This window comes from Acinetobacter sp. LipI_15, assembly GCF_058242865.1.
Window position 1 is genome coordinate 1,090,520 of the sequence record NZ_JBZAYN010000001.1, and the last position, 13,042, is coordinate 1,103,561.

At 39.9% G+C, this 13,042-nt stretch carries 13 protein-coding genes and 1 pseudogene; 13 read left to right on the plus strand and 1 reads right to left on the minus strand.

What is annotated here, in order from left to right:
- Positions 1–8: 8 nt before the first annotated feature.
- Positions 9–867: pseudogene (locus AC4CU0_RS05285) on the plus strand (arginase family protein).
- A gap of 52 nt (positions 868–919) precedes the next feature.
- Here AC4CU0_RS05285 and nadB read toward each other — a convergent pair.
- Positions 920–2,566: an L-aspartate oxidase gene (gene nadB, locus AC4CU0_RS05290; RefSeq protein ID WP_490742632.1), complete on the minus strand. Its 1,647-nt coding sequence runs from the start codon at positions 2,564–2,566 to the stop codon at positions 920–922.
- 227 nt (positions 2,567–2,793) lie between these two features.
- On the opposite strand from nadB, the gene AC4CU0_RS05295 reads away from it, so the two are divergent.
- The 12 genes from AC4CU0_RS05295 to AC4CU0_RS05350 all read left to right on the plus strand — a co-directional run bounded on the left by AC4CU0_RS05295 (position 2,794) and on the right by AC4CU0_RS05350 (position 13,017).
- Entirely contained in the window at positions 2,794–4,176 is a 1,383-nt protein-coding gene (locus tag AC4CU0_RS05295) for a Do family serine endopeptidase (protein ID WP_288688167.1), read from the plus strand.
- 120 nt (positions 4,177–4,296) lie between these two features.
- On the plus strand, positions 4,297–4,764 hold the full coding sequence (locus AC4CU0_RS05300) for an acyl-CoA thioesterase (protein WP_490742633.1): 468 nt from the start codon (positions 4,297–4,299) through the stop codon (positions 4,762–4,764).
- A 178-nt stretch (positions 4,765–4,942) separates the two neighbouring features.
- Positions 4,943–6,760: a translation elongation factor 4 gene (gene lepA, locus AC4CU0_RS05305; protein WP_490742634.1), complete on the plus strand. Its 1,818-nt coding sequence runs from the start codon at positions 4,943–4,945 to the stop codon at positions 6,758–6,760.
- 21 nt (positions 6,761–6,781) lie between these two features.
- Entirely contained in the window at positions 6,782–7,609 is an 828-nt protein-coding gene (lepB, locus tag AC4CU0_RS05310; RefSeq protein ID WP_411691221.1) for a signal peptidase I, read from the plus strand.
- A gap of 20 nt (positions 7,610–7,629) precedes the next feature.
- Complete coding sequence (locus tag AC4CU0_RS05315; protein ID WP_490742635.1) at positions 7,630–8,001, plus strand: DUF4845 domain-containing protein; 372 nt, start codon at positions 7,630–7,632, stop codon at positions 7,999–8,001.
- Positions 7,973–8,671, plus strand: a complete 699-nt coding sequence (gene rnc / locus AC4CU0_RS05320; RefSeq protein WP_490742636.1) for a ribonuclease III — start codon at positions 7,973–7,975, stop codon at positions 8,669–8,671. Before AC4CU0_RS05315 ends, rnc begins: the two co-directional genes overlap by 29 nt.
- A complete protein-coding gene (gene era, locus AC4CU0_RS05325; RefSeq protein WP_067765139.1) occupies positions 8,671–9,699 on the plus strand; it encodes a GTPase Era in 1,029 nt (342 codons plus the stop codon). The genes rnc and era overlap by 1 nt, the downstream gene beginning before the upstream one ends.
- Positions 9,700–9,730: 31 nt before the next feature.
- The gene (locus AC4CU0_RS05330; RefSeq protein ID WP_490742637.1) at positions 9,731–9,925 is read left to right on the plus strand and encodes an NF038104 family lipoprotein; all 195 of its coding nucleotides are present in this window, start codon (positions 9,731–9,733) and stop codon (positions 9,923–9,925) included.
- Between the two features lie 8 nt (positions 9,926–9,933).
- Positions 9,934–10,650 (plus strand): DNA repair protein RecO, encoded by a 717-nt coding sequence (gene recO / locus AC4CU0_RS05335; RefSeq protein WP_180007698.1) that lies wholly within the window; start codon positions 9,934–9,936, stop codon positions 10,648–10,650.
- 9 nt (positions 10,651–10,659) lie between these two features.
- A complete protein-coding gene (gene pdxJ, locus AC4CU0_RS05340) occupies positions 10,660–11,385 on the plus strand; it encodes a pyridoxine 5'-phosphate synthase (RefSeq protein WP_180040118.1) in 726 nt (241 codons plus the stop codon).
- A 16-nt stretch (positions 11,386–11,401) separates the two neighbouring features.
- Entirely contained in the window at positions 11,402–12,055 is a 654-nt protein-coding gene (locus tag AC4CU0_RS05345) for a MiaE family protein (RefSeq protein ID WP_490742638.1), read from the plus strand.
- Positions 12,056–12,192: 137 nt separating this feature from the next.
- Positions 12,193–13,017 carry a DUF4198 domain-containing protein gene (locus tag AC4CU0_RS05350; protein ID WP_490742639.1) on the plus strand — a complete coding sequence of 275 codons (825 nt, stop codon included), beginning with the start codon at positions 12,193–12,195 and terminating at the stop codon, positions 13,015–13,017.
- Positions 13,018–13,042: the final 25 nt, after the last annotated feature.

A 13,042-nucleotide genomic window follows, 5' to 3' on the forward strand; every position in this document is an offset into this window, starting at 1 on the left:
TTTCCATCATGTTAGATGTATGCTTTTCGCCAAAATATTTTGCTCATACCCATACCAATAGTATGGAAAAATTATTAGCAGTTGGAACAGCTTTAGAACAATGTCAGAACATCCGAATATATGAACCTGAGTGTATTGACGCTGAAATTTTAAGCCAAGTGCATGATCCTGTTTATGTGGACGCATTTATGACAGGGAAGCCCACTAAGCTTGCGACCTTTTCAGGCTTTAAGCCTTGGAATACCCAGCTTAGAGATGCAGTGCTGAGAATCAATGCAGAGCAGTTGATGGCAGCAGAAATGGCTTTGCAAAAAGGCATTGCAGCAAATGTTGCACAGGGTTTTCATCATGCAGTGTATGAATACGGTGGATCATTTTGCACATTCAATGGTTTGGCTTTGGTGGCACAGCAGAATCCGAATAAAAAAATCTTTGTACTCGATTGCGATCAACATGGGGGAAATGGCACAGCTGAGTTTACTAGACGCTTAGAGAACCTTTTTAATTTTAGTATTTATGGGCTACATTTTGGTTGTCCTACTTATGAACGTTCTTTAACACGGCATGTGCATAAAGATCGTGGAAATTTCGCACAATATACTTTGGCTATACATGAAGGAATACAGCAAGCTAAAGCATGGGGTGCAGATTTAATTATTTATCAAGCAGGGATGGATTGTCATCAAGCTGACCCTTTTGGTTCATCATGGTTTATTGATACAAAAACGCGAAGAAATGGTCTTTAACTTGGCTAAACGTGCAGATATACCGTTGATGTTTGTATTGGCTGGGGGCTATCAGAATATGAATGATCTAGTAAATCTGCACTTAGAAACTTTCAAAGCTGCGCTACGTATTTATGGATAGTAAAATCAAAAAAGCCGACATAATGTGCGGCTTCTTTTTTGATTTAAAAGTTTTAAGAGACTAACTCAGTATTTACTACAGGGCAATCAACCGTGAAATCAGGTGGTGTTAACACTGTTTTACGCAGTTCATCGGCTTGTTCTGGATAATCCAAAGTAAAATGTAAGCCACGTGATTCTTTACGTTCTATGGCACAGCGAACAATCATTTCTGATACCAAGACTAAATTGCGTAATTCAATTAAGTTTTTGCTGACTTGATAATCTTGATAGTACTCGGTGATTTCACGCTTAAGCATTTCAATGCGGTGTAGGGCACGTTGGAGGCGCTTTGTAGTACGAACAATACCGACGTAATTCCACATGGTTTGGCGTAATTCATCCCAGTTTTGCAAAATCACCACATCTTCATCTGGATTGGTTACTTGTGAATCATCCCATGCCGGTATTGTAGATATTGGTTGATCTGCTTTAAAATTTTCCTGAATATGTTTTGCTGCGCTCATGCCATAAACAAAGCATTCAAGTAAAGAGTTACTGGCCATTCGATTGGCACCATGAAGTCCGGTATAGGACGTTTCGCCAATCGCATACAAACCTGAAATGTCAGTTTGACTGTTCTCGTCGACAACGACACCGCCACAAGTGTAATGTGCTGCAGGAACTACAGGAATCATCTCTTTGGTAATATCGATACCTAATTCGAGTAAGCGTGCATACAGTGTTGGAAAGTGTTCTGTAATAAATTCCGCGGGTTGATGGGTAATGTCTAGCCATACATGGCGAATACCAAGACGTTTAATTTCATAGTCAATCGCACGCGCCACAATATCCCGTGGGGCAAGTTCAGCACGTTCATCAAAACGTAGCATAAAGCGCTCACCATCTGGTAGACGTAAATATGCACCTTCACCGCGCATGGCTTCTGTAATTAAGAAAGAGCGTGCTTGCGGGTGATATAAACAGGTTGGATGGAACTGGTTGAACTCCATATTGGCAACACGGCAACCTGCTCTATAGGCCATGGCAATACCGTCACCAGTCGCAATATCGGGGTTGGATGTATATAAATATGCTTTCATGGCTCCACCACAAGCAAGTGCTGTAAATGGTGCTAGGAAGGTATGTACTTTTTCATTACTTTCATCCAGTGCATACAGGCCAAGGGCACGATTTTCAGCGTGTGGATTCAGCTTTTGACTGGTGATTAAATCGATTGCAATAAAATTTTCAAAAATATGGATATTGGCTTTTTCTTGTGCACGTTCAACCAATGTTGTGGAAATAGCACGACCTGTGGCATCTGCTGCATGAATAATGCGTCGCTGAGAGTGACCGCCTTCACGAGTAAGGTGTAATTGTGCTTGTTCATCTAAGGTAAATTGCACACCTTGATTAAGTAAAAAATCTACTGAAGGTTTTCCACCTTTGACCGTTTGTTTAACTGCATCGAATTCACATAGATGCGCACCTGCAATCATCGTGTCATCAATATGTTGTTCAATCGAATCAGTTTTATCGAGTACTGCCGCTACGCCGCCTTGGGCAAAATAGGTACTGGCATCGGTCAGGGTCGATTTTGCGAGTACTGCAATATTGAAATGATCTGGCAGTGAAAGTGCCAAACTCAGGCCTGCACCACCGCTTCCCACAATAATCACATCAAAATGATGTGTAGTGTTTAAATTAGACATGTCCATCAGCTAATTTTAAAAATATCCGATCATCACAACATTTTTTGATCAAAAAGGCAAGGGCATGAATGTTTAAGAATAATGAAAAATATTCATAGATGTGTAATATTTAAGGAATAATTAAGATGATATTCTTAAGAATTGATCCAACATTTTATTACGAAGCAAAGACTTGCTTTGTGATAAAAACAAACATATTTCAAATGATAAGCACAATTGGGTGAATGCTAAAAATGAACAAATCGTACTTACAAAAAGGATTGTATGCAGCAGTATTTACGGTTGCAACAGCACAGACACAAGCTGCTGGCCCTGTGGATTTTTCGAATTTAGTCGAGCAGGTAAGCCCTGCGGTTGTGAGTGTAAATGTTGTTAAAAAGTTAAGCCAAGAAGAACTATTACAACAGCAGGTTCCTGAAATTTTACGCCGCTTCTTTGGTAATCAGGTCATTATTCCACAACAAAAAGCACCACAAGAAAAAACAGGTTACGGTAGTGCATTCTTTATCAGTAAAGATGGTTATTTATTGACAAATCACCATGTGGTTGAGGATGCGTCTAAAGTTACGATTGTGTTGAATGACCGTCGTGAGATTGATGCAACGGTCGTTGGGAGCGATGAGCGTACCGACGTTGCATTATTAAAAGTAAATGGTAGTAATTTCCCTGAACTTCGCACAGGCAATGTTGATCGCTTGCGTGTGGGTGAGCCTGTACTTGCGATTGGTTCTCCGTTTGGTTTTGATTATTCGGCATCGGCGGGTATTGTTAGTGCAAAAATGCGTAACATGATGGGGGAAACTTCAGTTCCGTTTATTCAGACCGATGTGGCTTTAAACCCAGGTAACTCAGGTGGTCCGCTTTTTAATCAGTCGGGTGAGGTAGTTGGTGTGAACTCTCGTATTTTTAGTGGTACGGGGGGGTATATGGGCTTGTCATTCTCTATTCCGATTGATGTTGCGATGGATGTAGCAGATCAGTTGAAGAAAAACGGTAAAGTGACGCGTGCATATTTGGGGGTGATGTTGCAAGATGTCGATCGCAATTTGGCGGAATCTTATAATTTGTCAAAACCTGAAGGTTCATTGATTACGCAAGTGGCGCCAAATTCACCTGCTGCCAAAGCCGGTTTTAAAGCGGGTGATGTAATTTTAAAATTCAATGGCACCCCAATTTCACGTACCGGTGAATTACTCAATTACCTAAACCGCGTAGGGCCGAACCAAAAAATTCAATTAGAAGTGTTACGTGATGATAAGCGTCAGAATATTTCTGCAACTTTAATTACAGCACCGGATGATACACCAGCCAAAGCTGAAGTGACTCCTGTACGTAAAGGACCTGTGATAGGGGTGTCAATTCGCAATCTGACAGCAGATGAAACATCTCGCTTAAAATTAAAAGGTGGGGTGCTCATTCAGGATGTTCGTGCAGGTGGTATTGCAGCACAAGCGCGTATCCAGCCGGGTGATGTCGTCACTCAAATTAATAACAAAGTCGTGAATAACTCTGAAGACTTTGTTAAAGCAGTTTCTGATTTGAAAAATGGCAGTATTGCACGTGTTTCGTTAATCCGTGAAGGGCAAAGCGCCATTGTTGGTATGCGCATTCAGTAATGAGTTACTAAATGAAAACCACTCCAAGCGAGTGGTTTTTTTAACTTTAGTGTTTTTGCAATTTACCCTTAGATAAAAATGAGTAGACTGTGGGACATAGTTTAAAATTTGCAGGACGCTATGAGCGATATCTTTGATTTAAAAATTACAGTTCAAGCTGAACATATCGATACATTAAATCATGTAAATAACGTGGTGTATGTCAGTTGGATGCAAGATGTCGCAACAGCACATATTGAAGCTTTGGGTTTAGGCTTAAAAGAATATATTGAATTGAAGCATGCCATGGTCGCTGTTGAGCATCATGTGCAATATCGTAAAGCAGCGCTCGAAGGTGAGGAGATTATTCTGCGAACTTGGCTAAATGATATCAATGCATTGTATTCGTTTCGGCAGTATGTATTTTATCGCCCTAAAGACAAAGCGATATTGTTTACAGGCAATACACAGTGGGCATGCATGGAAATTGCTACAGGCCGTCCAAAGCGCATGTCGCCGACATTTACCCAAGCTTATCAACCTTTAGCATCCACAGAAAATCCTATGGATTTTAGTCAATATGATGATGTTGGAAATAAAGCTGAATAACATAAACAATAAATATTTTGCCGCATTATTTTTGCAGAATAATGCTCTCTCCAAAAGCTTTGCATTATTTTCGATACTTTGAAAAATCCATCTGCTATAATCCTTCGCAATTTCTATTCGGCTTTTGCTATGCATTAAATATTGATTGCATAGCGCTTTATTTTTTCCAAGGTAGCCCATGGCGCAAGCTAAAAAATCTGTTGATATTAAAAACATTCGTAATTTCTCGATCATTGCGCATATTGATCATGGTAAATCGACGCTAGCGGACCGATTTATTCAAACTTGTGGAGGTCTACAAGATCGTGAAATGCAAGCACAGGTTCTTGATTCTATGGAGCTTGAGCGTGAACGTGGTATTACGATTAAAGCTGCGTCTGTTACCTTGTATTACACGCATCCAAACGGTGAAGAGTATCAACTCAACTTTATTGACACACCAGGACACGTTGACTTTTCTTATGAAGTATCTCGTTCATTGGCTGCGTGTGAAGGTGCGCTATTGGTTGTTGACGCTGCGCAAGGTGTAGAAGCTCAATCAGTAGCAAATTGCTATACCGCGATCGAACAGGGCTTGGAAGTTCTGCCTGTATTAAATAAGATTGATTTACCGCAAGCAGAGCCAGAGCGTGTTATTCAAGAAATTGAAGACATTATTGGTATCGAAGCGACTGAAGCACCTACATGTTCAGCTAAAACCGGTCTAGGCATTGAAGGGGTGCTTGAAACACTAGTCAATGTCATTCCTGCACCCGAAGGCGATCGTAATGCACCATTACAAGCCTTAATTGTTGACTCTTGGTTCGACAACTATTTGGGCGTGGTTTCTTTAGTTCGTATTAAAGAAGGTCGTGTGCGTAAAGGCGATAAAATGTTGATGAAATCAACTGGTCAAACGCACATCATCACCTCAGTAGGTATTTTTAATCCTAAACATACAGAAACTGACATGCTCGAAGCAGGTGAAGTTGGTTTCGTGATCGCGGGTATTAAAGATATTTTTGGTGCACCAGTCGGTGATACCATCACACTTGCAACAACACCAGAAGTTGAAAGCTTACCAGGTTTCAAAAAAGTGAAGCCGCAGGTTTATGCAGGTTTGTTCCCAATTGATGCAAGCGATTTCGAACCATTCCGTGAAGCATTACATAAATTACAAATTAATGACTCGGCTTTATTCTTTGAACCTGAAAGTTCGGATGCTTTAGGTTTTGGTTTCCGCTGCGGCTTCTTAGGTATGCTGCACATGGAAATCGTACAAGAGCGTCTGGAACGTGAATACGATTTAGATCTTATTTCATCTGCACCAACCGTAATTTACGAAGCAGTTATGAAAAATGGTCAAACCATTTATATCGACAGCCCATCTAAAATGCCTGATGGTTCAACGGTTGAAGACTTACGTGAACCAATTGCAGAGTGTCATATCTTAGTGCCTCAAGAATACTTAGGTAATGTCATGACTTTGTGTGTTGAGCGCCGTGGTGTTCAAAAAGATATGAAGTTTATGGCGAACCAAGTATCAATTACCTTTGAAATTCCAATGGCTGAAGTGGTCATGGATTTCTTTGATAAATTGAAATCTTGCTCACGTGGCTTTGCGTCATTGGATTATAACTTTGTGCGTTTTGAGTCTTCATCTTTGGTTAAGGTAGATGTGTTAATTAATGGTGATAAGGTTGATGCCTTGGCCATGATTTGCCACCGTCAAGATGCGCGCCATCGCGGTATTGCACTTGTGGAAAAAATGAAAGACTTAATTCCACGTCAAATGTTCGATGTGGCGATTCAAGCTGCGATTGGTGCACAAATCATTGCTCGTTCGACTGTCAAAGCAATGCGTAAAAACGTATTGGCGAAATGTTATGGTGGCGACGTATCGCGTAAGAAGAAACTCTTAGCGAAACAAAAAGAAGGTAAGAAACGTATGAAGCAAGTGGGTAGTGTTGAAATCCCGCAAGAAGCGTTCCTTGCTGTATTGAAAGTAGACAGATAATAAAAAGAGGTAAATGAGCTCATGGATTTTGATTTTAATTTGATCCTTGTACCTGTCACAGTCATCTTTTTCTTGGTGTGGCTGTTGGATAAATTGGTCTGGAAACAACGACAGACAAAAGGTAAAGGCAATGAAAATGTCATTATCACATGGGCTTATGATTTCTGGCCTGTATTGGCTGTGGTTTTAATTTTACGTTCATTCTTATATGAACCTTTCAATATTCCATCTGATTCTATGGTTCCAACCCTAGAAACCGGTGATTTTATTGTGGTGAATAAATTTGATTACGGTGTGCGTTTGCCAATTATCAATAAAAAAATTATTGATGTGGGTGAGCCCGAACGTGGTGATGTCATCGTATTTCGCTACCCGCCACAACCAACCATTAGTTACATCAAACGTGTTGTAGGTTTGCCGGGGGATCATATTGTTTATGATCATGGGCAGCTCAGTATTAATGGTCAAAAAGTAGCAAAAGTACCAGTTGAATTTAGCCGTGAAAAAGATGCTTTAGACACACCTACTGCGATTTATCACAAAGAAACGATGGGTACGCATACATTTACCATGCGTGAACTTGAAGGGGTGAATGTTGCCCGTCAAGCACCATTTATCAACTATGTTGAAAATGGTAAATATTCGACTGAAAATGGTTTATATTGGGAAGTTAAGGTTCCTGAAGGTCACTATTTTGCGATGGGGGATAATCGTGATCAAAGTGCTGATAGTCGTTTCTGGGGATTTGTACCTGAAGAAAACTTAACTGGACGTGCTTTTTATAAGTGGATGCATAAGGAACCTGGTTTAAAACTACCTTCATTTAGTCGTAATGGTAGTATTGATTAGTCTTACATCAGGAAAATAAAATGAGACATCAACGGGGAACGTCTTATATCGCAATTTTAATTGCGGTGATTGGTTTTGCTTTTTTAGCAAAGGCTTTAATTGCGGTTTGGGGACCGTATATGGATGATCGTATGATTAATGGTTTAATCGAAGATCAAATGAAAAGTGGGCAAGCGAATATTAGTCCTGGTAAATTTGAAACTGAAATGGATAAACGTTTCAGTATGAATAATATTCGTGAAGTTAAATTTAAAGATATTGCTCAAGTCACAAATGTAGATGGTCTACAAGTGAAAAAAGATTATGAGATAAGAAAACCTTTCTTATTGAATATTGATATTGTGTTGAAGTTCGAGAAAAGTTTTGATCAAAGCTCAGTCCAAGCTAAATGAAGCTCGTTTAGCAAGTCGTATCGGTTATCAGTTTAAACAACCTGCATTGTTACAACTGGCCTTGACCCACCGATCGGTGAGCCATAAATACAATTATGAACGCCTAGAATATCTGGGCGATTCATTATTGGGTATGATAATTGCCAATTATCTGTACCATGCCTACCCGCATGAAAATGAAGGGCGTCTAACGCGTATGCGTGCGACACTGGTTCGTCAGGAAGCGCTAGGAAAAATTGCCAATGACTTAAAACTCAGTCAAGAATTAATCTTGAGTACAGGTGAGTTGAAATCTGGCGGTCATCATCGTGAGTCTATACTTGCGGATACCGTTGAATCGATCATTGGTGCAATCTATGTCGATTGTCAGGATTTAAAAATTCTGGAACCGATTGTTCTTAAATGGTATGTGCCATATTTAGATCATATTGAACCGACCGATCAACTGAAAGACCCTAAATCACGTTTGCAAGAGTATTTACAAGCACGTAAAAAACCTCTCCCGGTTTACGAGGTTGTAGATATTCAGGGTGATGCTCCGAACCAACATTTTAAAGTTGAATGTACAGTTGAAGGGCTCCCTGTTAAATACGGTGAAGGTTCAAGCCGTCGCTTTGCTGAACAGGCAGTAGCGGCAGAAATCTTAGAAATTTTGGAGAAAAAGTCTTAATGACTACTCATTCCGATCACGTAGATGCTGATCACGAGTCGCAAGGCGACAGTAACGATTTAATTAGTCAGTTTTTTAGTGCACAAGGCACTGAAATTCCAGCCGATTTTAAAAGTGGGTTTGTGGCGATTGTTGGTCGTCCAAACGTGGGTAAATCAACGTTGATGAACCATATTTTGGGTCAAAAACTTTCCATTACCTCTCGTAAACCACAGACCACACGTCATAAAATTGTGGGTATTGACTCACGCGAAAAATCTCAAGCGGTATTTGTAGATACCCCGGGTATGCACAAAAAAGAAGTCCGTGCCATCAATAAAATGATGAACCGTGCGGCACATTCTGCACTTCGTGATGTGAACTTAGTTTTGTTTGTGATTGATGCAGACAAATGGACACAGAATGATGATTTAGTGTTAGAAAAGCTAAAAAATGCCGATATGCCAGTGATTCTTGTGATCAATAAAATTGATACACTAGAGAATAAAAACCATGCATTACCATTGATACAAGAGCGTGCAAAATTAATGAATTTTGCAGAAATTGTTCCTGTATCAGCATTACGTGGTGCAAATTTAGATCATTTGCGCAGCACGATTGAGAAATATTTACCATTCCAACCACCACTGTATTCACTTGAGCAATTAACGGATCGTTCAGAGCGCTTCCTTGCCTCTGAAATTATTCGTGAAAAAATCATGCGTCAATTGGGTGAAGAGCTTCCTTATGATTTAACGGTTCAAATTGAGTCGTTTAAAACAGAAGAAGCAACAGTTAATCCAAAAACTGGTCGTCCTAAAGCGGCGTGTACCTATATTGATGCGACGATTTTTGTCGATCGCTCTGGCCAAAAAGCCATTGTTATTGGTGAGAAGGGTGCCAAACTGAAGAAAATCGGTATGGATGCACGTGTAGATATGGAAAAAATGTTCGAGCAAAAGATTATGTTGACGCTTTGGGTGAAAGTCAAAGGCGGTTGGTCTGATGATGAGCGTGCATTGAAAAGCTTAGGTTATAGCGATATCTAATCGTTAAATAACAAACTTTGAGGGAAGAGTAATGATGAAAGTATTGGCCGTAGTTGCATGTGTTTTGTTTCTACAAGGGTGTATTCATAAAATCGTTACTGTTCCTGTCAAAGTGGCTTATAAAACCACAAAAGGCGTGGTTAAAGGTACTGCTGCAGTTGTGGGTGCAGTCATTCCAGATGGGGATGAAGATGAAGACGACAAGAAAAAGACAGACAAGGATTAATATTTTAAATCATGCGTAATGAGATACTGCATGGTTATTTAATTCACCATCGTAAATATCGTGAAAAAAGTCATATTGTGCACTTGTTTACTCAGGAGCATGGTCGAATTGATGGTATTCTCAGGCAAACGCCACCTCCCCAGTATCAACCAATTTGCTTGCAAGCATCTGGTAAGTCCGAACTTAAAAACTTTAGTAAACTCGAAATTGTAAATCAACCGATTTTCTTTTTTGGTGATGCTTTTTTTTCAGGATTTTATCTAAATGAAGTCTTATTGAGGCTATGTCCGTTAGAGGTTGAGATGCCTGAGACATTTGCTCAATATGCACACACCTTGGAAAAACTTCAATGCATGTCTGTCCAGGCCCACCCTGATCTATTCTTACGGCAAATCCTTAGACAATTTGAGCATGTGCTGCTTGAAGAGTTGGGTTTTGCGTTGGACTTTTCAACTGATGCAAATCAACAGCAAATTCAGCCTCATGAAAATTATCAATTTCATTTAAACGAAGGTTTTCAACCTGTCATTAAAGCCTCACGCGCAACATTGTCAGGTCAACATATTTTAAGTATGTGTGATTATGAAAAAGGTGGGGAATTTAATCCTGAACAGTTACAATTACTGTCTAAGTTGTACCGACAAATGATTACTTCCTTGCTTGGCGATCGTCCATTAAAAAGTCGTCAATTGTGGATACAGAATTCTCAAACTCAACGTCATTAGGAAAGAATTATGGCAGCTTTGCTTGGTGTAAATATTGACCATGTGGCAACACTACGAAATGCACGTGGGACAACTTATCCAGATCCTGTGAATGCCGCAATCATTTGTGAGCAAGCGGGGGCGGAAGGGATTACGCTGCATTTACGTGAAGATCGTCGCCATATTAAAGATGATGATGTACGTCGAATGCGTTCTGTATTAAAAACCCATATGAACCTTGAAATGGCAGTGACCAATGAAATGGTTGAATTTGCCAAAGAGATTCAGCCGCATCATGTATGCTTTGTTCCTGAAAAGCGTGAAGAAGTCACGACTGAAGGTGGTCTAGATGTGGTTGGGCATTTTGAAGATGTAAAAAACGCGACTCAAGCACTCGCGGCGATTGGTTGCGAAGTTTCATTATTTATTGATGCTGACTTTGCTCAAATTGATGCAGCGATTGCCTGTGGTGCGCCTACGATTGAGTTGCATACAGGTGCATATGCAGATGCTGAAACACCTGAAGCGCAGAAAGCAGAGCTGGAACGTATTATTCGAGGTGCTGAATATGCGGCATCTAAAGGATTGATTGTGAATGCTGGTCATGGCTTAAATATTGACAATGTCACTCCGATTGCGCGCATTGCGCAAATTCATGAATTGAATATTGGTCACTCGATTATTGCTGATGCAGTGTTTATTGGATTGGCACAGTCTGTAAAACAAATGAAAGCTGCGATTAAAGCCGCACGTTAATTTTTAAGTAAAGTATATGTCAAATATTGATTATGATGCCCTAATGAAGCCAGTCATTGGCTTCTTGGGGTGTGAAACACCAAAAGCATGGCTAGATGAAGCTTTAAATAATTTGGATATCCTGATGCAGGATCATGCCAATTGTGAAAAGAAAGCAGCAAGTACAGCAATGAATTTGATGTTTCGTTATAGTTTTTTCTCGGATTTACAAATCAAACTGGCACAGCTAGTACGTGAAGAAATGCTGCACTATGAGCAAGTGCTGGAACTGATGGCAAAACGTGGTCAGGAATGGACTGCAATCAGTGCTGGTCGGTATGCGGGTGGTCTACGCAAAGAAGTACGGACTTATGAGCCAGAAGCGTTAATTGATATCTTGGTGATTGGCGCATTCGTTGAAGCACGTTCATGCGAGCGTTTCTATGCGCTTGCACCAAATGTGGATGAAGAGTTGGGGCGTTACTACCGCTATCTACTAAAGTCTGAATCACGCCATTATGAGGACTATTTAGCATTAGCCATGGATGTGGCGACGACCAATAAGCTAAAGAACCCGAAAGAAGATATTCAGATGCGTATTGAGCATATTCGTGAAGTTGAAAAAAATCTGATTAGCAGCCCAGATGATTTATTCCGCTTTCATAGTGGTGTGCCAGTCAAAGCAGCTTGATAAAAAAAATCCTCCAGAATGGGGGATTTTTTATGCATTTAAAATAAATGATAATAAGAATTATTTACAATTGTATTGGGTGAATCTAAAATGAAACGATCTCTATGAATCAAAAAATTTAAGCTCACTTTTTCAATATGAAATTACAATTCACTTTACTCTGTATCGCTTTGTGTGCGGTTGGTCAGGCTGAAGCGCATTATCCTTATGTGGCGCCATTAAACTATCAAACATTTAATAATCATAGTGCAATTCTTTCTGGTTTTTATGATAATCCGTTTGTTTCTGAAATAGCCATTAAAAACTTTAATTTCCACGTACATACACCGTCAGGTGACAAACTATATTTAACAGATGCCGATTGGGTAAAAACGCAAACGGTCAGCAGCTATAGTTTAGAAAATAAACAGGATGGCACGTATCGTATTCGTGGTGAAAAACAGGGAAGTACAGCGCGTTTTGCTTATGATCAAAAGCAGTGGAAAGCGTTAATCAATGGTGCGCGTGATCTTCAAAAAACTGTGAATGCAAATGTTATTTACACAGCGGAGTTGTCTAAAAAGTCGCAAATCAAAAGCATTCAAACCCAAGAAATCATTGAAACTTTTGTATCGCGCCGTGTTACGTCTACACAAGTGGTGAATCATTTGCATGATGGCTTTGATGTGCAATTTAAAACCCATCCGAATGCCATTAAGCAAAATGAGCCTGTGCAACTGAAAGTGCTAGATCAGAAAAAAGCAGTTGCGGGTTTGCAGGTTGAAATTTTACAGCAAACAACGGATTACAGTCGTGAAGGGAAAGTTTATAAAACCCTTAAAACTGATCAAGATGGAAACTTGAATTTTACCCTATCAGATCGTGGTCAGTATTTACTGAAAATTGACTATCAACAGCCTTTTGAAATGAAGGGAGACGCATTAAAACGATATAAATATACCTTGAGTTTTAATGTGATCTAAAGCGAAGGGTAGTTAAATGAGAAAA

Coding starts and splice junctions, on each gene's coding strand:
- AC4CU0_RS05295 (WP_288688167.1), top strand. CDS start 2,794: ATGAACAAATCGTACTTACAAAAAGGATTGTATGCAGCAGTATTTACG.
- AC4CU0_RS05330 (WP_490742637.1), top strand. CDS start 9,731: ATGATGAAAGTATTGGCCGTAGTTGCATGTGTTTTGTTTCTACAAGGG.
- lepB (WP_411691221.1), top strand. CDS start 6,782: ATGGATTTTGATTTTAATTTGATCCTTGTACCTGTCACAGTCATCTTT.
- nadB (WP_490742632.1), bottom strand. CDS start 2,566: ATGGACATGTCTAATTTAAACACTACACATCATTTTGATGTGATTATT.
- AC4CU0_RS05300 (WP_490742633.1), top strand. CDS start 4,297: ATGAGCGATATCTTTGATTTAAAAATTACAGTTCAAGCTGAACATATC.
- era (WP_067765139.1), top strand. CDS start 8,671: ATGACTACTCATTCCGATCACGTAGATGCTGATCACGAGTCGCAAGGC.
- lepA (WP_490742634.1), top strand. CDS start 4,943: ATGGCGCAAGCTAAAAAATCTGTTGATATTAAAAACATTCGTAATTTC.
- AC4CU0_RS05315 (WP_490742635.1), top strand. CDS start 7,630: ATGAGACATCAACGGGGAACGTCTTATATCGCAATTTTAATTGCGGTG.
- pdxJ (WP_180040118.1), top strand. CDS start 10,660: ATGGCAGCTTTGCTTGGTGTAAATATTGACCATGTGGCAACACTACGA.
- AC4CU0_RS05350 (WP_490742639.1), top strand. CDS start 12,193: ATGAAATTACAATTCACTTTACTCTGTATCGCTTTGTGTGCGGTTGGT.
- AC4CU0_RS05345 (WP_490742638.1), top strand. CDS start 11,402: ATGTCAAATATTGATTATGATGCCCTAATGAAGCCAGTCATTGGCTTC.